The sequence below is a fragment of the Flavobacterium limicola genome, assembly GCF_003634755.1.
GTDB lineage: Bacteria > Bacteroidota > Bacteroidia > Flavobacteriales > Flavobacteriaceae > Flavobacterium > Flavobacterium limicola.
Window position 1 is genome coordinate 1,151,832 of record NZ_RBXA01000001.1, and the last position, 22,986, is coordinate 1,174,817.

21 protein-coding genes are annotated in these 22,986 nt (G+C 35.3%); 14 read left to right on the forward strand and 7 right to left on the reverse strand.

Going from position 1 to position 22,986, the window contains the following annotated elements; genetic code table 11:
• Positions 1-258 precede the first annotated feature (258 nt).
• From BC952_RS05160 to BC952_RS05170, 3 genes are all read left to right on the forward strand, one after another.
• Positions 259-942 (forward strand): hypothetical protein, encoded by a 684-nt coding sequence (locus BC952_RS05160; RefSeq protein ID WP_121364527.1) that lies wholly within the window; start codon positions 259-261, stop codon positions 940-942.
• A 148-nt stretch (positions 943-1,090) separates the two neighbouring features.
• A complete protein-coding gene (locus BC952_RS05165; RefSeq protein WP_121364528.1) occupies positions 1,091-2,041 on the forward strand; it encodes a GSCFA domain-containing protein in 951 nt (316 codons plus the stop codon).
• Positions 2,042-2,043: 2 nt separating this feature from the next.
• Complete coding sequence (locus BC952_RS05170; RefSeq protein ID WP_121364529.1) at positions 2,044-2,664, forward strand: DUF4230 domain-containing protein; 621 nt, start codon at positions 2,044-2,046, stop codon at positions 2,662-2,664.
• 70 nt (positions 2,665-2,734) lie between these two features.
• On the opposite strand, the gene BC952_RS05175 is transcribed toward BC952_RS05170, so the two are convergent.
• The 6 genes from BC952_RS05175 to BC952_RS14825 form a co-directional block, all read right to left on the reverse strand.
• Positions 2,735-4,492, reverse strand: a complete 1,758-nt coding sequence (locus tag BC952_RS05175; RefSeq protein ID WP_121364530.1) for an aromatic amino acid hydroxylase — start codon at positions 4,490-4,492, stop codon at positions 2,735-2,737.
• 224 nt (positions 4,493-4,716) lie between these two features.
• The gene (locus BC952_RS05180) at positions 4,717-5,874 is read right to left on the reverse strand and encodes an esterase-like activity of phytase family protein (protein ID WP_244200097.1); all 1,158 of its coding nucleotides are present in this window, start codon (positions 5,872-5,874) and stop codon (positions 4,717-4,719) included.
• A 37-nt stretch (positions 5,875-5,911) separates the two neighbouring features.
• Positions 5,912-6,313: a group III truncated hemoglobin gene (locus BC952_RS05185; protein WP_121364532.1), complete on the reverse strand. Its 402-nt coding sequence runs from the start codon at positions 6,311-6,313 to the stop codon at positions 5,912-5,914.
• A 60-nt stretch (positions 6,314-6,373) separates the two neighbouring features.
• Positions 6,374-6,910, reverse strand: a complete 537-nt coding sequence (locus tag BC952_RS05190) for a DUF4136 domain-containing protein (RefSeq protein WP_121364533.1) — start codon at positions 6,908-6,910, stop codon at positions 6,374-6,376.
• Between the two features lie 48 nt (positions 6,911-6,958).
• Positions 6,959-8,941 carry a urocanate hydratase gene (locus BC952_RS05195; protein WP_121364534.1) on the reverse strand — a complete coding sequence of 661 codons (1,983 nt, stop codon included), beginning with the start codon at positions 8,939-8,941 and terminating at the stop codon, positions 6,959-6,961.
• 77 nt (positions 8,942-9,018) lie between these two features.
• Positions 9,019-9,195 (reverse strand): C1orf53 family protein, encoded by a 177-nt coding sequence (locus tag BC952_RS14825; protein ID WP_167400549.1) that lies wholly within the window; start codon positions 9,193-9,195, stop codon positions 9,019-9,021.
• Positions 9,196-9,319: 124 nt separating this feature from the next.
• Here BC952_RS14825 and BC952_RS05200 point away from each other — a divergent pair, with 124 nt between their 5' ends.
• The 5 genes from BC952_RS05200 (at position 9,320) to hemL (ending at position 15,040) form a co-directional block, all read left to right on the forward strand.
• Positions 9,320-9,658: a hypothetical protein gene (locus tag BC952_RS05200; RefSeq protein ID WP_121364535.1), complete on the forward strand. Its 339-nt coding sequence runs from the start codon at positions 9,320-9,322 to the stop codon at positions 9,656-9,658.
• A 308-nt stretch (positions 9,659-9,966) separates the two neighbouring features.
• A complete protein-coding gene (locus BC952_RS05205; RefSeq protein ID WP_121364536.1) occupies positions 9,967-11,823 on the forward strand; it encodes a T9SS type A sorting domain-containing protein in 1,857 nt (618 codons plus the stop codon).
• Between the two features lie 90 nt (positions 11,824-11,913).
• Complete coding sequence (locus tag BC952_RS05210; RefSeq protein ID WP_121364537.1) at positions 11,914-12,810, forward strand: 1-aminocyclopropane-1-carboxylate deaminase/D-cysteine desulfhydrase; 897 nt, start codon at positions 11,914-11,916, stop codon at positions 12,808-12,810.
• Positions 12,803-13,723 (forward strand): glucosaminidase domain-containing protein, encoded by a 921-nt coding sequence (locus BC952_RS05215; protein WP_121364538.1) that lies wholly within the window; start codon positions 12,803-12,805, stop codon positions 13,721-13,723. The genes BC952_RS05210 and BC952_RS05215 overlap by 8 nt, the downstream gene beginning before the upstream one ends.
• 30 nt (positions 13,724-13,753) lie before the next feature.
• Positions 13,754-15,040: a glutamate-1-semialdehyde 2,1-aminomutase gene (gene hemL / locus BC952_RS05220; RefSeq protein WP_121364539.1), complete on the forward strand. Its 1,287-nt coding sequence runs from the start codon at positions 13,754-13,756 to the stop codon at positions 15,038-15,040.
• Between the two features lie 65 nt (positions 15,041-15,105).
• Here the strand turns inward: hemL and BC952_RS05225 are convergent, their stop codons facing one another.
• Positions 15,106-15,570, reverse strand: coding sequence for a hypothetical protein (locus BC952_RS05225; protein ID WP_121364540.1), 465 nt, complete (start codon positions 15,568-15,570; stop codon positions 15,106-15,108).
• A gap of 232 nt (positions 15,571-15,802) precedes the next feature.
• Between BC952_RS05225 and BC952_RS05230 the strand changes: the two genes are divergently transcribed.
• From BC952_RS05230 to BC952_RS05255, 6 genes are all read left to right on the forward strand, one after another.
• Positions 15,803-17,617 carry a hypothetical protein gene (locus tag BC952_RS05230; protein ID WP_121364541.1) on the forward strand — a complete coding sequence of 605 codons (1,815 nt, stop codon included), beginning with the start codon at positions 15,803-15,805 and terminating at the stop codon, positions 17,615-17,617.
• A gap of 129 nt (positions 17,618-17,746) precedes the next feature.
• A complete protein-coding gene (locus tag BC952_RS05235) occupies positions 17,747-18,088 on the forward strand; it encodes a hypothetical protein (RefSeq protein ID WP_121364542.1) in 342 nt (113 codons plus the stop codon).
• A gap of 133 nt (positions 18,089-18,221) precedes the next feature.
• A complete protein-coding gene (locus tag BC952_RS05240; protein ID WP_121364543.1) occupies positions 18,222-19,004 on the forward strand; it encodes an MbnP family protein in 783 nt (260 codons plus the stop codon).
• 62 nt (positions 19,005-19,066) lie between these two features.
• Positions 19,067-20,107 carry a cytochrome-c peroxidase gene (locus tag BC952_RS05245; RefSeq protein ID WP_121364544.1) on the forward strand — a complete coding sequence of 347 codons (1,041 nt, stop codon included), beginning with the start codon at positions 19,067-19,069 and terminating at the stop codon, positions 20,105-20,107.
• 160 nt (positions 20,108-20,267) lie between these two features.
• A complete protein-coding gene (locus BC952_RS05250; RefSeq protein WP_121364545.1) occupies positions 20,268-21,227 on the forward strand; it encodes a transporter family protein in 960 nt (319 codons plus the stop codon).
• 202 nt (positions 21,228-21,429) lie between these two features.
• Positions 21,430-22,953 carry a DUF4394 domain-containing protein gene (locus BC952_RS05255; RefSeq protein ID WP_121364546.1) on the forward strand — a complete coding sequence of 508 codons (1,524 nt, stop codon included), beginning with the start codon at positions 21,430-21,432 and terminating at the stop codon, positions 22,951-22,953.
• The last annotated feature ends 33 nt before the right edge of the window (positions 22,954-22,986 follow it).

Consider the following 22,986-nt stretch of genomic DNA (forward strand, 5'->3'; position numbering starts at 1 on the left):
CCCTTGTTTTCTATCTTTATCTGTACTGGAATTTGTTTTAAAAGGAGTAGTTCAACCGAAATATAAGGATTACAACGATGAATTTTGTAAAAGAAATTTCATTTGGCTAAATTTACATACCTCTATGCCAAAAAATAATATGGTAGAAGTGATTGATTTATTATGAAAAATAAAATAGTTCTACTTTTATTCTTGTCGTTTTTTGTGTTAACACTTACCTCGTGTACAAATGATTCTAACGAGAGTTTTAAATTACTTATGAAAGTTGTGGAAACAACTGATAAAGGCACTTCAAAAACTTTTTTATATGTGTATAATGGGAGCCAGATAGCGAGTATTGATGGAACTCAGGACCGCACAGACTTTACCTACACGGATGGTTTAATTTCTAAAATGGTAACCCTTAATAAAACAAATCAACTTGTTGAAACTACTGAGTACAGTTACCTTAATGGTAAATTAATGAGGGTTGTGTCTTTGGGGAACTATAAAATAAACTACATTCATAATTCAGACAAAACAGTTTCTTATGAGAAACTTACTTTAGGTTCAGGGAATGAGGAAATTAAAGGATATCACGGAATATTGTACTTCGACAATGAAAATTTGATTAAAGAGGAGAGAACTTATGACAATACGCCTGTTGGAGTTGACTCAAAATACAGCATTAGTTTTGATTATGACGCTAAGAAAAATCCATTATTTAATGTTTTGGGATTCAGAGAATTATTAAATCAAAATGATAAAATTTCGATAAATAATACCGTAATTAGTAGTGTAATTACAAGTGTTTCGAAAGATGACCAAATAACATCATCGGCTAATTTTTATACTAATTCTTTTAAATACGATTTAGATAATTACCCGATAGAACGAGTTTCCGAAAATACTGTTGCTACTAATGGAAATGGTGGTTATTTGAAAACAGAATACTTCTATTAATAAAAACATTTATGTTTGTAACAACCCTTTCAAAGTTTAAAACTCTGAAAGGGTTTTTTAATTTTAGATTTTTTAATACCAATGAAAAAAGATCTAAATCTCATTTAATTCGCTAAAATTATTCAAATTTGTAGTAAATAAAATAGCAATGCAATTCAGAACCCAAATCCCCATTTCTAAAAGTAATTATCCCATAGATTATAATGCTATAATTATGTCTTTAGGTTCTTGTTTTGCGGTAAATATGGCCGAGAAACTGGACTATTATAAATTTCAAAATAGTTGTAATCCATTTGGTATTTTATTCCATCCGTTGGCGATTGAAAAGCTAATTGATTTTGTTGTTTCTGGAAAGCAGTTTACAGAAAACGACATTTTTTTTCACAATGAACGCTGGCATAGTTCTGATGTTCATTCGGATTTGAGTAGTTCAGATAAAGAGGATTTATTAACATCCTTGAATGCCTTAATCAAATCAACTAATCAACAAATAACTGAATCAACGCATATCATTATCACGTATGGCACTTCGTGGGTATATCGAAATATAGAAAGCGATTCTATTGTGGCGAATTGCCATAAAGTGCTACAAAAGCAGTTTAAGAAAGAATTGCTTTCTATTGAAGAAATAAAAAAAAGTATAGTAAATACGCTGGAATTAATTCATGCTGTAAACCCTGATTGCACTATTATTTTTACGGTTTCACCGGTACGACACATCAAAGATGGTTTTGTCGAAAACCAATGGAGCAAGGCCAATATAATTAGTGCGCTTCATGGGACTTTTGACTTTCGACTTTCGACTATAAATTACTTTCCCAGCTACGAGATCATGATGGATGAACTTCGGGATTACCGTTTTTATGCCGAAGACATGTTGCATCCTAATCAAGTGGCAATCGATTATATTTGGAAGCGATTTAAAGAAACTTCCATTTCAGAAACCGTTTTTGCTGTGATGGATGAAGTAGAAAGTATTCAAAAAAGTCTTTCGCACAAACCTTTTAACCCAAATTCTGAAAGTCATTTGAAGTTTGAGTCGAAAGTCAGAGAAAAAATCACTAAATTGGAAAATCAATATTCATTCATGAAATTTTAATTATGCTTAAAAGAATACTTATTGGAATAGCAGTTATTGGCGGAATATTTTTGTTGTTTAAATATTGCGATTTTAAGAAAAACGATGATGAGGATATCACGTACAACACGAATATTATTCAACAACAAATTCTGAACGTAGGGAAATTGGTCGTTACAGAAGGACATTTCTCTGAAGTGATAACCTATAAAAATCAGCAAAAATACTTGATGGACATGCTTTCTTTCGAGAAAAAAGCTTTGGTTGTTGTCAATGCTGATGTAACTGTAGCGTATGATTTACACAAAATGAAATACGATATCGATGAGGTAAATAAAACCATAACGATTGTAAGTATTCCAAAAGAAGAAATAAAAATCAGTCCGGACATTCAATTTTATGATGTAGAGCAAAGTAAACTGAATCCTTTTACGGGAGATGATTACAATAAAATCAACAAATCGGTAAAAGCTAATCTGGCTAAGAAAATAGAAAAATCGTCCTTAAAAACGAATGCTCAAAACCGATTGATTAGCGAGTTGTCTAAACTATTAATCACAACGAGTCAGTTGGGTTGGACTTTAAAATACGAAGGTAAAATTATCGAAAGCGAGAAAGATTTCGGGCAAAAAATAAAATTATAATTAAAAAATGAACCGCAAATTCGTAAATTATTAGAGTTGTCTAAAATCTGCGAATTTGAGGTTCATTTTTTTAAGCTTTCTCTTTATCAAAAATCAAGTCTAAACCACCAGCAATCAAATGCGCTACTTCGGGTCTTTTTACTTTCAATTGATCCAGATAAACCATTATTTCCTGCAATAATTGAGGTTCGTTTCGGTCATTCAGTAGCTCGGTAATTTCAACAGCTAACAACCAATCGTTTGTATGATTGGTTCGTAATTTATCAAAAATTAGAGCCAAAGAAGTTTCAGTATCCTTCGTTTCTCTTATGTTTCGAACTGTTTGGTATAAAACCTCTAAATCGTCACGTTCAGCGGTATGTTTTGCCTTGATGGTTTTGCTTGTTGGTACATGCGAAATCAAATCAAAACTATTCACATCAGCGGGTCCTGAAAATGCTGAAATCACTTTTTTACCAACAGCCATATCATAAATTCCCCATTCTGGTTGGAACAGAATAGTTGCTCCATGAGTCACGGTACAATTCTTTAAACTGATTAAAATAATCTCTCCGTGCAAGTTTCTGGATCCAGTGATAATTTCCCCTTTTACAGTAATATCTCCTTCGAATTCTAAAGTTACAGTTTTACTTTCCGTGATAGAATAAGCGCTTAAATCTCTTGGACTCATGTCTTCAATCGCTAGATTTATACCTTTAAGTTTTCCAATAGGACTTCCAAAACCTTCGGTATGTTTAGTAGTTCCATGACCAACTAATTCTTTTTCACGGTATGACAATGCCGTTTTTCCAGTTGTTTGGATATAAACGGGTTTTCCTTCTTCTTCAATTACATTGGTGAAAACGCCCGAAATTTGGATTCCAGTACTCAATTCAATCGTTCCTAAAGCATTCGAATGAATCAATTTATTAATTCCTGATAATCCTCCAGTACGCAACGCCATTTTATTAGCAAACTCTTCCAAAACCAAGCTTAAATAAGCAAAATCGGGTGTTACATATAGTTGCGGTTGCAGTTTTGTAATGTCAAAACTCTGGTTCGCTGCTGATATATCGTAAGGTATTTTCTTCACATTATCCGTCATGCACCATGCACTTTCTCCAATCGATGAAAGCAGTCCGGCACCATAAATTTTTGGATTGTCAACAGTTCCTATCAAACCATATTCCACGGTCCACCAATGCAGGTTTCTGATTTGTGCCATTTCGGATAATTCACCCATGTTATTCTGCAAATCTTCCACTGCTTTTTCGGCAGCATCAATATCAGCTTGCGGCGTATCTTCGGCTTCTTTCAAGATAGAAAGCAGTCGGATGGCTTCATACATTTGGTAATCTTTGTGCGAAGAAATCGCTTTACAGCCTATTTCCCCAAAACGACGCAGGTATTCCGCATATTCCGGATTGGCAATAATGGGAGCATGACCGGCACCTTCATGAATAATATCCGGTGCAGGGGTGTATTCTATATGTTCAAGTTGGCGAATGTCAGAAGCAATTACCAGCACATTATAAGCCTGAAATTCCATAAAAGCATTCGGCGGAATAAATCCATCCACGGCAACAGCAGCCCAACCTATTTCGGTCAGAATACGGTTCATGCCGTACATGCTTGGAATGTTATCTACTTCGATTCCTGTTTTTTTCAATCCTTCCAAGTAAGAACTGTGAGCTACTTTTGATAAGTAATCTACATTTTTGCGCATCACATAACGCCAAACCGCTTGATTTATGGGCGTGTAATCGCTATAATCCTGAGGTTTAATGAATTGTTTTAAGTGCTTTGGCAATCGGTCTAATAACGGATTGCTTTCTATAGTTGAGTTCATATCGAAAACGTTGTAGTTCTGCTACAAAAGTACGAATTTCAGGAGCTATTTCCCGCTTTTCATTGCAAGTTTTTACAAACCCGTTTGTTTTTCTAAAGTTAATAAAAGAGCTTCCTTTGGTCGCTTTTTATAAACAAGAAAAATAAAAACGGCTTTCGCAAAAAGCTTTTCATTGCAATCGGGGCTAGGGGAGTTGGGGATTGAAAGATGCCCTTTGGAATTTACTACTTCACCAATTCAAACACCAAAACCTGCGTTTTCTGTTTGTCAGAAAAATTATTATCCGATACAAAAATGAGAGATGGATTGCCATTTGAGAGTTTTGGTCCAAAAGTAAGTCCTTCGATGTTATCAATAAAAATTCCCAAATCATCCATGTTTAGTATCAGTTTTTTAGAAGCCAATTCCAATTTTTGGTTTTGCAAGTAAGGGTGATTTTTAACGTTAGTTGCCTTTTTCAAATCACACAAAAATACTTTTACCGTGCAGGCTTGTGTTCCGGTCGAGTAGGAGCGTTCCACAACTAGCAATTGGTTTTTAGCATAATGCTGAATTGCCGAAATGCCATTTACAGCAAAAGCTCCTTTCGGATTGGGTTCACGAGCAATAGGTTCTAGTTGGTAGCCAAATTGAGCGATGTTCTTTTTTGTTTTGGCATCAAATTGATACAATCTGATTAAACCTCCTTTGCTGGTATTGGCTTGTTCGCCGTCTTCAAATAAAGGTTCTTCAATGTTGGTGTAGATATTTTTATACTTTTCGTCAAAAGTAATTCCTTCTAAAGTCCCGTTGTTTCTAGGGCCTTTTTCCAGTTGCTGCATTTTTAAATTTTCAGGCAGTGTAACATTGCCCAGAAAAGTAGCTTTTAAATCCATGAAATTAATAGAAGGATTTTGTAAAACTTCCTTATCTGCAGTAATCACTCGGGCACCTTCGCTACTCCAAATTAAAGAATTCGTTTTTGGGTTGTATCGCATATCTTCAGGATCTGCAGAAGTGGTTGGATTGGTATTCCAATTGCCATAACTTTTTCCGGTTTCATCTTTCAAATAAGTTACGTTTTGAAAAGCAAAACTTTTTATTTTGTCTTTGGACAAATTAATCTTTGCCGTATAAAATCTGGAATCGTTAAACACCGATCTATCATCACATATTAGGTAGTACAAATCGTTTTTTGCATCATAATCGATTCCGGATAATCCGCCCACTTTGGTATTCTGAAATGTTTCCTCAAAAGGAATTTCAATTGAACTGATTAGCTTCAAACTTGGCGTTGCTTTGTTTTCAGCGGTTTGTTTTAAATTTGAACAAGAAAATAAAAAAGCTGGAAATACTGCAAGAAATAATAATTTACGCATAAAGGAATGTGTTGCTGTTTGCAATATGGAACAGGTTTTGGATTAAAAAATACTTTAGAAACTATGAATTGTTCGTTTGGTTTTTTTCAAGATTGCGGAAATAGTCAATTTTGTAATGGAACATTTCAGCCATATTTTTAGCGCGAAGTTTTGCTTCTTCGGCTAATGTGCCTACAAATAAACTATCGGTAGTTTCTGTGAAAATTTGCATCCAGCGGTCAAAATGTTCTTTGGAGACTGGCAGTTGTTTATGAGGGGGAAATGGACTTCCGGAATAGGAATGCACTTCAAGTAAAATAGTTTGCCAAAAGCGGTACATTTTTTCCAGATGTTCGGGCCATCGATTTCCTATTTTCTCATTGAAAATGAGTCCAATAAATTCGTCTTTTTGAACTTTGGAATAAAAAGTATCAACCAGTAATTTGATATCGTCGAATGTAGTAATGTCGTTTTGTGGTGTCATGATTGGGTATAAAAAAAGCCTACGCAAAGGTAGACTTTTATGTTTGAATCTGATGGGAAACTATTTTGCTTTAGGTGGAAATTGCTCTAAAATTTTAGCAACAAATTCGTTGATTCGTTTTTCTTTTTCACTGCGGTTTTCAGTCAAATAACCAACGCCTTCTCCTTGCCAAATCAATTCTTTTTTCTTGGCATCTATTAAATCAATATACAACGTTCCTTCTGTTGAGGAAGAAACAAAAGTGCTGCGGCCTCCCCATAAATAAGGATTCCATCCCCATCCCCAACCGTAACCCCAACCGGCGTTGTATTGGTTTACGTCAATTCGTTCTCTTTCTTTGGTAAGTATATTGATTAGCAAATCTGGATTTTCACTTTTGGTCATGCCTTTTAAGCTTAATTCTCGGTCTATTGCATTGAGTATTCTTTTTTTATCCAATTCTGAAATCTCAACTTTATCGATTCCTTTTTTATGAAAAGCGTATGTTTTATATTGACTAAAATCTACCTTGTTATCATAATCGGAATATACTTTTACGGAACTGCAGGAGACAGCTAAGAAAAGTAAAAGTACTGGGAGGAGTTTAATTGCTTTCATGGCTTGATTATTAAATTACTAAATGTTATTAAAGATACGTTCAAATTTTTAAAAATCCAACAAATTGTCGGCTACTATGTTAGGGATGGTGACTTTCAACAAAGGTTGTGTTTCCATTGCTCGTTTGATGGCAAATAGTGCGCCTTCGTTTCTAGCCCAGCTTCTTCGGGAAATCCCGTTGTTGACATCCCAGAAAAGCATTGATGTTAAACGTTTTGAGGCTTCTTTTGAACCATCAAGAACCATACCAAATCCTCCGTTAATTACCTCGCCCCAGCCAACTCCTCCGCCATTATGAATAGAAACCCAAGTGGCACCGCGAAAACTGTCTCCAATGACGTTTTGAATTGCCATATCAGCCGTAAAACGGGAGCCGTCATAGATATTTGAAGTTTCTCTGTACGGCGAATCAGTGCCAGAAACATCGTGGTGATCGCGACCCAAAACGACAGTTCCTATTTCGCCTTTTGCAATAGCCTGATTAAAAGCTTCGGCAATTTTTACGCGACCTTCAGCATCAGCGTAAAGAATTCGCGCTTGAGAACCCACAACCAATTTATTTTCCTGAGCGCCTTTTATCCAGTGAATGTTATCCTGCATTTGTTGCTGAATTTCTTCGGGAGCCGTTTTTGCCATTTCTTCGAGAACTTGGCAAGCAATTATATCTGTTTTGGCTAAATCTTCCGTTTTTCCCGAAGCACAAACCCATCGAAAAGGGCCAAAACCATAATCAAAACACATAGGTCCCATGATATCCTGTACATAACTCGGATACCTGAAATCGATATGATTTTCTGCCATTACATCAGCACCGGCGCGGGAAGCTTCCAGTAAGAAAGCATTTCCGTAATCAAAGAAATACGTTCCTTTGGCGGTATGTTTATTGATAGCAGTCGTATGGCGGCGTAATGTTTCCTGTACTTTTATTTTGAATAAATCAGGTTTTTCAGCCATCATTATATTCGCTTCTTCAAAGGAAATATCAGCAGGATAATAACCGCCCGCCCAAGGATTGTGCAACGAAGTCTGATCAGAGCCTAAATCGATATGGATGTTTTCTTCGTCAAATTTTTCCCAAACATCAACCACGTTTCCAAGATATCCGATGGAAACAACTTCTTTATTGGCTTGCGCCAAAGCGACTCTTTTTACTAGTTCATCCACATCATCAATGACTTCATTGATCCATCCCTGACTGTGGCGAATGTTCGTTATTTTTGGGTTTACTTCGGCACAAACTGTGATGCAACCGGCAATATTTCCGGCCTTTGGTTGTGCGCCAGACATTCCGCCTAAACCGGAAGTGACGAATAAACCACCTTTTGGACTGCGTTTTATTTTTCGAAAACCATTCAAAACCGTAATGGTTGTTCCGTGTACAATACCTTGCGGACCAATGTACATGTAACTTCCTGCTGTCATTTGTCCGTATTGAGAAACGCCCAATGCATTCATTTTTTCCCAATCGTCCGGTTTAGAATAATTAGGAATTACCATTCCGTTTGTCACGACAACTCGCGGAGCTTCTTTGTGGGAAGGGAACAATCCCATTGGATGCCCGGAATACATTGTCAAGGTTTGCTCATCGGTCATTTCTGATAAGTATTGCATCGTCAATAAATACTGTGCCCAGTTTTGAAAAACGGCTCCATTTCCACCGTAAGTAATTAATTCATGCGGATGTTGTGCCACGGCATAATCCAAGTTGTTTTGAATCATCAGCATAATCGCTTTGGCCTGTTCGCTTTTTCCTGGATATTCAGTTATTGGTCTTGCATACATTTTATAATCCGGACGAAAGCGATACATATAAATGCGGCCGTAAGTTTCCAGTTCTTCTGAGAATTCTTTGATTAATTCAGCGTGATGTTGCGGTTCAAAATAGCGTAAAGCATTACAAAGGGCCAGTTTTTTCTCTTCTACCGAAAGAATTTCTTTTCGTTTTGGAGCATGATTTATGTCGGTTTCGTATGGTTTTGGTTTTGGTAAAACCGAAGGAATTCCCTGTTGTATTTGTTCTTGAAAAGTCATGTTTTAAATGTGTATTGTGTTGTTGTAAATGCGTATTTATCCAATTAATGATACTGAATAACACGACTTAACACTGCTTACTTTTTATTACTTCCTGTTTTTTTATCAAAACCATAAGGACAATGACGACAACCACTTTTACAGCAATATCCTCGCTTTAAATGGTGTTTTTCGGTAAAACATTTATATCCTTCCGGTGTGTAATAGAAATCTTCCCCTTCTATTAATTTATTTTCATTACTTTGGTCAATCATATTTGGGAATGTTCTATTGTAAAATTCATTTAGTTTTTATAATTCAGCAAGGTCAACTCAAACGATTGAGTATTTCATTAAATAGAACCATTTTATCATTACAAATTTATAAATTTTATAGCGAATGTTTCTGATTGTTGCTAAATATTTAATTCCAAAAGGATTTCGTGGATTCACACTATTTCCTTTTGTATTGGTAAAATATCCGGGAGACAAACAAAATATAATTTTAGTCAATCACGAAAAAATCCATCTTCGGCAACAGCTTGAATTATTAATACTTCCTTTTTTTATTTGGTATTTATTAGAATATCTTGTTCGCTTGGTTCAGTATCAAAATGCAAATTTGGCTTATAGAAATATCAGTTTCGAGCGTGAAGCGTATTCGAATGAAGCAAATTTAGACTACTTAAAAAACCGATCTATTTTTCAATTTTGTAACTACTTGTTTTTGAAAAAATAGTGTTTAATTCACAACAAATTTTTTGAAATAAGATTTTATGCTTCAATCTCAGACGGAATTCTATTTTCTTTTCGTTGCAAATTTTCATATTTTAGAGAAGTGTTTTATCTTCAACGATCAAGCTTTTTTTTGTTAAAATAGCTTTGCAATAATTTCTTTTTTCTGCTTTTTTAAATTTTATTACATAAGAAATTACATGTATAATATGTAAAAACGTGCATTTAAACGGATTTATATTCTTTTAATCGAGTGTTTTGTCTGGAAAAGTTATATTTTTATTGTGATTTTCAACAATAAATTTTATGCTTATGAACTCAAAAATACTTAAAAAAACACTGTTGATTGTTACTGGATTTTTAATTCAAAGCAATGTTAGTGCCCAGATGTATGTAAGTCCAAATAGTTACGTTTTTGCAAATAACGAAGTTGTTTATGTTAAACAAGATTTGGAATTAAATGACGCTAGCAGTAACTTTTATTTAAGAAAAGATGCACAGTTGTTGCAGGGTTCTCAATCTACAAGTACAAACAAAGGAATTGGTAGTTTATCTGTTTTTCAGGAAGGGTCTACTAATAATTTTCAATATAATTATTGGTGTTCTCCAGTTGGTGGAAATATTGCTGCCACAGGAAATTCTCCTTTTGGAATTACCCAACTTAAAGATATTGTCGATTTGACTTCTAGTGTTAGTTCAACGCCTTTAGCAATGAATAATTATAATGGCACCGCCAGTCCATTTGCGATAGCGCCTTATTGGATTAATAAATTAGTGACTTCTAATACTTATTCGAGTTGGATTTCCGTGGGTACAGCATCTACCATAAATGCAGGAGAAGGATTTACCATGAAAGGAACTTCGGGAACCAATGCGACAACAGTAAATGGCGTTATGAACAATGCAGGGAGTAAGCAACGATACGATTTTAGAGGAAAACCAAATGATGGAACTATTGCAATTAACGTTCTTAATCTTCAATATACATTAACTGGAAACCCATATCCATCCGCAATAGATTTAAAATTATTCTTGTTGGATGCGGCAAAAACAACTGGAATTGCCTATTTCTGGGAGCATGATAAAACTGCTAATTCGCATTATATTGATAATTTCAGAGGAGGATATGGCGCCTATTCTCCACTTGGAGGTGTAGTAAATGGTGCGAATGGAAATATGGGAGTATACACTCCTGCAAGATTTTACACGTATGATGGCAGCGGGAATCAAGTCACTGATTTAGGAAGTTCAGGAAATGTTTTTGAAAGACGATTTTGTCCTGTTGGACAGGGCTTCATGTTAGATGGTACTGCTGACGGAATAGTAGAAATGAAAAACAGCTATCGTGTGTTTGTAAAAGAGGATGTTCTAAACTTTTCTCAATTTGAAAGAATTACCAGTTCTAATAAAACTAAAAATAGCGATGAATTTTTGCCTGTAATTCAATCAGTATCCGGTTTTGATTATACCACAGTAAACACAAAGCCTGCCCCACAAATTAGATTAAATACATTATTAAACAATCAAGGAATTCGTCAATTGGTTTTGGCGCTTGTTCCTGATGCTACAGATGGAGTAGATCACGCGATGGATGCTATGTTAGCGGGTGATAGCGCTGGAGCCGATGTTTATTTTGCAATGAATGACTCAGAATATGTTATTGATGCAAGACCGTTTAATATAGATACAAAAATTCCAATTGGTTTTAAAAATACGGACCAAGCCAATTTTAAAATCACAGTGCAAGAAATTTTGAATTTCACGGAAGCTGAAAATATCTATTTGCATGATAAGATTACGGATGTTTATCACGATGTAAAAAATGATTTTTATGAATTAACGCTGCCCGGAGGTGTCAATAATACACAGTTTGAATTAACCTTTAGAAATAGAATTACTTTAGGATCGGAAGACTTAGCTGTTGAAAATTTTGTTGTTTTTCAAAATAATAATGCAAAAAACTTAACCATTAGCAATCCTTTTCAATTAGATATTGCTACTTGTAATTTGTATGATATTGTTGGGAAGTTAATTTTTAGTAAAAAAGATTTAGGCATGGATACTACTTATAATTTTTCCACATCCGGTTTAAGTGATGGAATTTATATTGTTAAAATTGCAACAGAGGATAAAATAGAACTTGGGAAAAAGATTATAATTAAAAATTAATTTTTGATTTTAGTACAAATAATAGAAATGCAATCTGTAGAGGTTGCATTTTTAGTATATATAAATTTACTTTGTAAAAAATAAAATAGTTTGAATCAAAAGTTACTAACATTATTTCCGAACTCTATTTCAGTGCAAATTAAAAGGGAAGATTTGATACATCCTTTTGTTTCGGGAAATAAATTTAGAAAGTTAAAGTATAATTTGCTTCAGGCAAAAGAAGAAAATCAGGAAACATTACTTACTTTTGGAGGTGCTTTTTCCAATCATATCGCAGCAGTAGCTTTTGCAGGAAAAGAAAAAGGATTCAAAACGATCGGGATTATTCGTGGGGATGAATTAGGGAGTAAAATCGCGGAGAATCCCACGTTGTCATTCGCTCAACATTGCGGCATGCAACTGGAATTTATTTCAAGAGAAGAATACCGTTTGAAAAGTGAGAGTTCATTTTTAGAAAATTTAAAAGCAAAATTTGGAAGTTTTTATCATATTCCAGAAGGTGGAACTAATGCGTTAGCCATCAAAGGATGTCAGGAAATTCTAACCGAAGATGATGCTAAATTTGATTATATTGGTTGCTCAATTGGAACTGGCGGAACCATTTCGGGAATCATTAACAGCGTTTTACCGCATCAAAAAGTTTTAGGTTTTCCCGCCTTAAAAGGTGATTTTTTAAAAGAGGAAATTCATAATTTCACCCAAAATGAGAATTGGGAGTTAATTACCGAGTATCATTTTGGTGGATACGGAAAAGTAAATGAAGCATTAATCGGATTCATCAATCAGTTTTATACCGAAAATCAAATTCCTTTGGATCCCATTTATACGGGAAAGATGGTTTTTGGCGTTATAGATTTAATCAAAAAAAACTATTTTCCGGCTAAATCAAAAATATTACTAATTCATACGGGTGGAATTCAGGGAATCCAAGGAATGAACATTAAATTAAAAAACAAACAATTACCAACAATAGATATCTATGTTTAAAAAAATCCTACTAGCTTTTACAATAATTTCTTTGATTGGTTGTAATGCCACAAAGCCGGTTATTGTAACTTCAAAAAAAGCGCCTTTAAAACAAAGAACAGAAATAGTTCAGACTACCAAAAAAACTGCTGCTATACGTTCTAACACAACGAAACAAATACTTTCAAAACCAGTAAAACAACAACAGCAACAACAGAGTAATCAAGAAACGGAGGTAATCGTTTCGACTTCAAAAACACTTGTTACGAATGATGTAATTAAAACTTATATTTATCAATTTAAGGATATTGCAATGGGAAACATGAAGAATTATGGAATTCCTGCAAGTATTATTTTAGCTCAAGGAATTCTTGAATCTGGCGCTGGAAGAGGTGATTTAGCTAAAAACTCCAACAATCATTTTGGAATAAAATGCCATGCTGGCTGGACAGGAGAAAGTGTGAAACACGATGATGATGCCGCACAGGAATGTTTTAGAAAATACGATAATCCATCAGAGTCGTACAAAGATCATGCGTTATTTTTAACCGGCAGAAGCAGATATGCTAAGCTTTTCGGATTTTCAAAAGGAGATTACAAAGCTTGGGCAAAGGGGCTTAGAGCTGCGGGATATGCTACAGATCCGAAATATCCAGACAAATTGATTTCTTATATTGAGCGGTATAATTTGCACGAGTATGACAATCAGGTTTTAGATGTGAATTACGTGTCGAATGAAAAACAAATGGTGGAGGAATTAAGAATAGAATCTAAAAATCCAATAGATCAAGGTTTAACTTCATATGTGGTTCAAAAAGGAGATACGCTGTATTCTATTTCGAAAAAATTTGAGTTAAGGGTTGAGGATTTAAAACAAAGAAATAATCTTTCGGACAATGCCCTTTCTATTGGACAAAAATTGGTAGTAAAATAATTTTAAATAACTATAATTCATAATTCATAAATGTTGTATAAAAGAAGCAGTCAGCTTTTTGCTGAAGCAGAAAAACTAATACCGGGAGGTGTAAATTCACCAGTAAGAGCATTTAAAGCAGTAGGAGGAACTCCAATTTTTGTCAAAAGTGCCAAAGGTGCTTATTTGTACGATGAAGATGGAAACCGTTTGATTGACTATATCAATTCTTGGGGACCAATGATTTTAGGACACGCTTACGAACCGGTAGTACAAGCCGTGATTGAGAAAGCGAAGTTAGGAACTTCATTTGGAATGCCAACAGAATTGGAAACTCAAATTGCTGCTTTAGCCGTTGCTATGGTTCCAAATATCGATAAAATTAGATTTGTAAATTCCGGTACCGAAGCTTGTATGAGCGCTGTACGATTGGCACGCGGATTTACCAAAAGAGACAAAATAATAAAATTTGCAGGTTGTTACCACGGTCACTCGGATTCGTTTTTAATCCAAGCGGGAAGTGGAGCCATTACTTTTGGTTCACCAAACAGCCCTGGAGTTACGGCAGGAACAGCCAAAGATACTTTGCTTGCAAAATACAATGATTTAGAAAATGTAGCCACTTTAATCGAAGCAAATAAAAATGAAATTGCAGCCATAATCGTAGAACCTGTTGCGGGGAACATGGGTTGTATTCCGCCTAATAAAGGCTTTTTAGAAGGCTTGCGCCAATTGTGTACCGATAATAATATTTTGTTGATTTTTGATGAGGTAATGACTGGTTTCAGGCTTGCTGCTGGTGGTGTTCAGGAATTGCTTAACATAACTGCTGATATTGTTTGTTTTGGGAAAGTAATTGGTGGAGGATTGCCTGTTGGTGCTTTTGCCGCCCGCGAAGAAATCATGAATTATCTTGCTCCGTTAGGTCCCGTTTATCAGGCAGGAACATTGTCTGGAAATCCATTGGCAATGGCAGCAGGATTAGCCATGTTACAGGCTTTACATAATGACCGTGCTATTTTTCAAAGATTAGAGGAGAAAACAGCGTATTTGGCTGCAGGAATTGATAAAGTGCTGAAAGCAAATAATGTTACCTTTACAATCAACAGCATTGGCTCGATGATTTCAGTTCATTTTGACGCAGCTCCGGTTGTTGATTTTAAAACCGCTGCAAATGGCGATAATGAAACGTTCAAAAAATTCTTCCACGGATTATTGCAGGAAGGAATATATATTGCGCCTTCCGCTTATGAAACGTGGTTTATTACTGATGCTTTAACCTATGAGGATTTGGATTTTACCATTCGAGCGATAGACAAAGTATCGAAAACATTTTAAATGAAAAAAAGCCCCAAATTTGGGGCTTTTTTATGAACTAAGATGAAATAGTTTAAGTAAATAGATTATTTTTTATCACCTATTTGTGCTGGTTTTCTATTCTGATGGTATGCCATTCTTTTTTTCATTCCATTGTGTCTTTTCCCTTTCATGTCATCCCATTTGTTATATTGATCAGCTGAAAGAATTTTTTTCATTTTCTCTTTCATCACAATTTGCTCCTCTAGCATTTGGCTTTTTTTAGCAAAAAGTTCATCAGAAGTAAGTTGTTTTTTAGCCGAATCTTTGTTTGCTTTTCTCTCTGCCATTCGGGCCTCTCTTTTAGTATTTTGTTCCGCAATGATTTTACTCATTTCTTTTTGTTGAGAAGCATTCAAATCTAATTCTAGAGTCATCTTTTTCAAGTGCAATTGGTTTCTTTGCTCTGGAGTCATTTGCTCCATTTTGGCTCTTTCCGGTCTTGCTTTTCTTTCTTGTGCAAAGCTTGTCATTCCGACAACTAATAATGCAACGATAAATAATTTTTTCATTTTTGTTTTTTTAAGTTTTATAGATATAAGACAGGAATAGAACTAAAAAGTTTAATCGTTAACAAAAGTTTATCGTTTTGGTTTTAGGATTAAATGTAAAGTTGAAGTTATTTTTTTTCTATAAAAAGACACAAAATAAGTGTTGTTTATAGATTTGAAAGCATGATATTTATCAGTTTTTATACGGTTTTGTTTCTCGATTTTTGTGGTTTATTTATTTAAATCATTTAACATGACAACACGTAAACCACTACATACTTTTCATATCCCGGTTATGGGACTTGCTTATACGATTGATAGTCCGATACGAGTGGCAAAGTATGGAATTTCGTCCGTGATTTCAATTATGGATGATGAACTTATCGAAAAAATGAATGCTTTTTATAGCAAGAAATTCGATTTACCGTATCAGGAAATTACCCAAAAAATACATGATTACCGCGCAGAACGCATTACTTCTTATTTGAATTTGGTAGACAAAATCGTTAAGGAAAAATTTGAAAACTTCAAGACGGAATTATCCGAAAGCAAATCAGCTTTGGAAAATTACATCGCGATGCTACCCAACAAATCAGAAATTAAAGCAGGCCTGCAAAACTTGATGGAAGACGGTTTCGCTTTCAAAGAAAACATCAAAAATTATCTGGAGAAAAATCTTTATCCGGGCGATATTGATGTCAATATTATGACCAAATTAGATAAGGATAATTTCATCAAAGACGAACAATTGCCAATTGCTTTTAATGATGCACATGCGGCGCTGCGTGGGTTTGTGAACAGTACATTAGAATCTTCAGTAGTTTTATCGGCTGGGATGAATCCAAGATTATACAGCTATTTTGAAAGTTTTTCGGCTTTCTTTCCGGATGCGAATAATGCATTGAAAAAGAAAATCACGCTGAAAGTAAGCGACTTTCGTTCGGCGATGATTCAAGGGAATTTTTTAGCTAAAAAAGGACTTTGGGTTTCTGAATATCGAATCGAATCCGGACTGAATTGCGGTGGACATGCTTTTGCAACCGAAGGCTATTTGTTGGGACCAATTCTTGAAGAATTCAAACAGAAAAAAGAGCAATTGATTCAATCCGCACATGAGTTGATGGTGAAAGCATTAGGACAAAAACAAATGCATGTTCCGGAACAGCCTTTGGATTTAAAAATCACGGTTCAGGGCGGTGTAGGAACTGCTGAAGAACACAATTTTCTATTGGATCATTATGATGTGGATTCTGTAGGTTGGGGTTCGCCTTTTTTATTGGTTCCAGAAGCAACATCGGTTGATAAGCACACCAGAGATTTATTGGCTGGAGCCAAAGAAGATGATCTTTATTTAAGTCATATTTCGCCGTTGGGAATTCCTTTCAATACGTTACGAGGAACAACGAATGAAAAATTGAAATTGAAACGAATTGAGGAAAGTAAAGCGGGAAGTTCATGTCCAAAACGATTTTTGGTGCTAAGCAAAGAATATGATGCTAAAGGAATTTGTACGTCTTCCAAGAAATACCAAGACTTAAAACTGGAAGAATTACTTCTCGAAAAAGATATTTTAACTGCTGAAATTTTCGAAAAAAAGAAAAACAGTATTACGGAGAAAGCCTGTCTTTGTGTGGGTTTAGCCAATGCTTCGTATCTTGAAAATGACATTAAGATAAAAGGGCAGGCGCAAGGCGTAATCATTTGTCCAGGGCCCAACATGGCATATTTTGATAAAGAAGTTTCACTTTCTAAAATGGTGCAACACATTTATGGAAATGCATCAGTATTGACGGTTACTAATCGACCAAATCTATTTGTGAAAGAGCTAAAAATGTATTTGGATTATCTGAAAAATGAAATCACTGCCGTTACGGAAGAAATAACTTTGGGACAAATTAAAAAATGGAATTCGTTCAAAAATAATTTGCTCTCAGGAATAGGATATTATGAGGATTTATTCACAGCAACTCCTTTTTTCGAAAGCACTAAAAAAGAGATTTTCAGTCAATTCGATTGCTATAAAACGGAATTAAACGAGATTGAAATCCCCGAATTAAAATTGGCGTAAAGCCTCCAAATATTTGTTTTTAAATAGAATGATTTTTACAGGATTATTCTATTTAAAAACATTTTTTTTTACTGTATGATGTTGTAAATTTGCACCGTGAAAAAAATCATATTTATAATTGTACTGATCATGCTTATAAAGCCCGTTCTTCCGGTTTTAGAGTATGTTGTTAATTATGAATACATTTCAAAAGTACTTTGTATCAATAAGGATAAACCTAAAATGCAATGTAATGGAAAATGTCATTTGATGAAAGAACTAGCCAAAGCTTCTGATGCTGAAAAGCCACTTTCTTCCGATAAAAAAGGAAATGCTCCTATACTTGATGTGATCATTTTTGAGGAAATCAAATCTTTCGAAATTGCAACAGTTTTTTTTGATACTAAAGAAAAAATAAACCCATACTATTCTAATTTATACTTTTATTTGAATAGTGCTTCTGTTTTTCACCCACCCACTTTTATTTCTTAAATTTTTAAGCACGTAGTGTGCTTTATTTCTTCTGTTTTAAACAACGGATGAAAATTTGTTTGCTTTTTTTGGAAATAATAATCCAAAAATCGCATGCGAAACAGTACTTAATTCAAAATAAAAACTTTAAGAAATGAAATTTCAATTAAAAAATATACTAGCTGTAATGGCTATCTCAGTTACCTTGTTTTCTTGCTCTAATGACAATGATAATGAAATGATTACCGGAAACGGAAATTTAAAATTAGAATTTGATAACGTGTACAAATCGGCTAATTTTGCTTTCAATACGAACTACACCAATTCGAATGCTGAGGTTGTAGCGGTTTCAAAAGTGAAGTACATTGTGAGTAATATTGTCTTGACAAAAGAAGATGGAACTACCTTTACGTACCCAAAAAGTCAAAGCTATTTTATTGTAGATGAAGCTACGCCTGCAACATTAGTATTAAATCTTTCAAACATTCCTGCTGGAAATTACACTAAAGTAAAATACGGAATTGGAGTCGATAAAACCCAGTGGGAAGCAGGAGCAACGGGCCAAGGAGATTTCTTGGCAACAGCCCAAACTGCCGGAATGATGTGGTCTTGGAGTGCAGGTTATAAGTTTGTGGCTTTCGAAGGTACTTTTACAGCTCCTACGGTTACAACGGCAAAAGAGTTTAAAGTACATACCGGACAAACTGGAACCGATTATAATTATGCTGAAGTTACTTTGAGTTTTCCTGAAAATGCTTTGGTACGAACTACAATTACGCCACAAGTACACATCATGACTGACTTGTCTCAAGTTATAGATGGAACTAATAAAATCAGTCTTACTGAAGCGGCAACCGTTATGGGTGGCGCTAAACTGGCTTTGGTTACTACTAACGTTTCTTCTATGTTCAAAATAGATCACGTTCACAACGATTAATTTTTTAATCAAAAAGCGGTTTGAAATTAAATCTCCGACCGCTTTTATAAAAAAAATATAAAATGAAAGCAAAATATATCATATTGCTCATTTTTCCGTTGCTGTGGTCTTGTTCTACTGATGAAAGCGAAGACTATCAGGACGTTCCTCTAAACTTTCAGGTTCCGGCAAATTTCCCGCCTTTGGCATACGATCTGGCGAATAATCCACCCACCGAAAAAGGATTTGAACTTGGGAAAAAACTTTTCTATGACGGCCGATTGGCCTCGGATGGGATTGTTTCCTGCGGATTTTGTCACATTCAGGAAGATGCATTTACGCATCACGGACATACCTTGAGTCACGGAGTAGATGATGCTATTGGAACCCGAAACACGCCACCAATCCAGAATTTAGCCTATCAAACCACTTTTATGTATGATGGAGCAGCATCACATTTAGACCTACAACCTATTATTCCGTTCACAAGTCCTATAGAAATGAATGGCGATTTTGCAAAAGCGATTGCTATGATGAAAGGAGATTCAGCCTATCAAAAGCTATTCAAAGTTGCTTTTACGGATGGACAGATCAATTCCGAAAACATGCTCAAAGCCTTGGGACAATTTATGGTTATGGTTACGTCCTCGAATTCCCGTTTTGACAAGTACCGACGCAATGAATCTGGCGGAACGCTCACGCAAGATGAGAAGGATGGATATGCTATTTTCAACCAAAAATGTTCCAGTTGCCATGCTACGGATTTGTTTACGGACAATTCTTTTAGAAACAATGGCTTGCTAATTGATCCCGCGTACAATGATATCGGGCGTTTTCGAGTGACGGAGTTGCCACAAGATAAGTACAAATTCAAAGTGCCAAGTCTTAGAAACATAGAAAAAACAGCGCCTTACATGCATGATGGACGCTTATTTACATTAGAAGCCGTCATGGATCATTACAATTCCGGTGTAGTCAATTCAGCTACTTTAGACCCAATTTTGAGTAAAAACGGATCACTCGGAATTCCTTTAACAGCGACAGAAAAATTAAAAATTATTGCTTTTCTAAAAACATTGACAGACACGCAATACCTAACGGACAAACGCTTTTCTGAATATTAATTTTAGAAGCTATTTCCTGCTGTACACTGCAAGTCCTCGCTACAAAAGCCATTTTTCTATGTCCTGAAAAGAGCTTCCTCCGGTCGCTTTTTTAGGACAAGAAAAACAAGCTTTTACCGCTCCGGGCTTTCCGTTTCCATCAGGGCTAAAAACAACAAACATGAAAATATACACATTGCTTTTAGTACTTCTTTTTCAATTGGCAAACGCCACCGAAAAAGACAGTTTAAATACCGTTAATCCATTTACAAAATACCATTCCTTCCTTGAAGAAGAGGATTTTTGCGATGCCTGCGGTTGCTCCGCCAGTGGCGGAAGCATGGGATTCGCCTCGATGTTGAACTCTAATTTCGTTGGGATTCGGTATTTCAATCAACAATACAAATCCATGGATGGCTTGTACAGCAATTCGCCTTGGTACAAAGAAAATTTCAACACCGTTCAGGTTTGGGGCCGAATTCCGGTTAGCCAAAAAGTTCAGGTTTCGGCATTATTACCCTTTCATTTTCATGAAAGAGAAACCGCCACCGGTAACAAAAGCATCAATGGAATTGGCGACATCACCGTTTTGGCGATGTATCGTTTGTATCAAACCCATAAAGACAGTACGTTTTTGGTACATACATTACAATTGGGAGGCGGAATCAAAGCGCCAACCGGAAAATTTAATGAAGCAAATTCCGGTAGTATAAATCCAAGTTTTCAAGTAGGAACAGGAAGTTGGGATTATCTTTTTGCTACCGAATATGTGGTTAAAAGAAAACAATTTGGTTTAAACTCGATGCTGAATTATGTAATAAAAACAGAAAACCAAAAGAGTTACCGTTTTGGAAATCAACTCAATTACGCCGGAACTTTTTTCTATTTATACGAAAAAAATAGTTTTTCTATTGTTCCGCAACTTGGTTTTGCTGGTGAAGTTTATGAAAGTAATTACCAGTACAATCAAAAATTAAGAAATACAAGTGGTGATATTTTGTTTGGGAAAGTAGGTTTTGAGGTAGGAAAGGATAGGTTTTCTTTTGGAGCTAATGTCATGTTGCCTATCAATCAAAATCTTACCGGTGGCAATGTAGAAGCGAATTATCGCTGGAGTGTAAATTTGAATTATAGTTTGTAAAATCATAAAAGTTTATTGAAGTTTTTTAGTTATTGGTATTATGTTCTCAAGGTGACTTGAGTCCGCTTATACCGGTCAAGTCGGAGGTGTTTTTTACTCTTGTTATACGTTACGATTTAGTAGTTATGTAAGTTTTTTTTAAAATTTTAAAACCATAATGAAGTATGTTTCGTATGTAAATACATAACTAAATAAACAAACGATGAAAAACAAACAACAAAAATTAGGTTTTGCTTCCATTATTGGATTGGTACTGTTATCTATTACTGCAATTTCATGTAATGATGATGATAGTAATGAAATGATGATGCCTGTATCGGCACCAGATGTAAATTTTACGGCATTAGCCAGTAACAATACCATTCTTACATTCAATGCACGAAATTTAGGAACTCCAACTTCAACCACTCCAATTGTTGGTTTACCAGCATCAGAGAGTATTGTAAGTATTGATTACAGACCTGCAACAGGGCAGTTATATGCCTTAGGTTCTTCTAGTCGTCTCTATTTTATTAATGAGAAAAGTGGAGCTGCAACTGCATTAGGCGCTGGATCGTTTTCTCCTATTGTTGCCGGAGCTAATGCTTCATTGGATTTTAATCCAACAGTAGATAGAATTCGCTTGGTAACAGAATCTGGTCAAAATTTAAGATTACACCCGGAATTGGGAACTGTTGTAGCAACTGATGGAGTTATTAATGGTGGTACAAATCCTAAAATTGGTGCGGTAGCCTACACAAATAGTATGGCAGGTGCAGCAACAACGATGTTGTTTGATATAGATTTCGAACAAGACAAACTATATGTTCAAACACCGCCAAATGATGGTGGACTTCAACTTGTTGGTGACTTAGGCGTGAACTTTCAAGGTGTAGGCGACATGGATATTTTAGCGGATAATTCTACTGCTTTGGCTGTAACTAATAATGCTAATGTATCCACATTATATACAATTGATTTAACTACCGGAAAAGCTGTTGATGTTGGGAAATTCACTGCTCCAGTGATAAGCATAGCATTCAAAACTAACCCAATTGCTTATGCTACAACTTCCGGAAATATGTTGGTTCGCTTTAATCCTACAAGCGGAAATAATAATTCTGTTGCATTAACTGGTTTGGCTACCAATGAAAGTATTGTAGGTTTAGATTTTAGACCTGCAAACGGAGGTTTATATGCTATTTCAAATCAAAGCAGATTGTTTTCTGTGAATACAGCTAGCGGAGCATTAACAGTAATTGGGTCTCCTTTGTTAACGGCATTGTCAGGTACTTCTTTTGGGTTTGATTTTAATCCAACAGTAGATAGAATCAGGTTGGTGAGTAATACAGGTCAAAACTTACGTTTACACCCAGATTTAGGAACAGTATTGTCAGTTGATGGTAATTTAAACCCTGGAACACCATTTGTGAATGGAGCTGCTTACACCAATAATATTGCTGGAGCTACAACAACTACTTTATTTGTAATTGACTCACAAACGGATATGATATATCGTCAAGATCCACCAAACAACGGGACATTAGTAGCTATTGGAAGTTTAGGGGTAAATGTTGATGCTGATAGCGGATTTGACATCGGTGGAAACAGTGCTGCTGCATTTGCTTTATTGAAAGTAAATAATGTTACATCAGTGTACAGTATTAACTTGGCAACTGGCGCAGCTACTAAAGTTTCCGATATAAATATTCAAGCTACAGCGATGGCTGTTGGCTTAGGGTTTTAAAATAGAATATAATTGAAATAAAAAGTCGGCTCT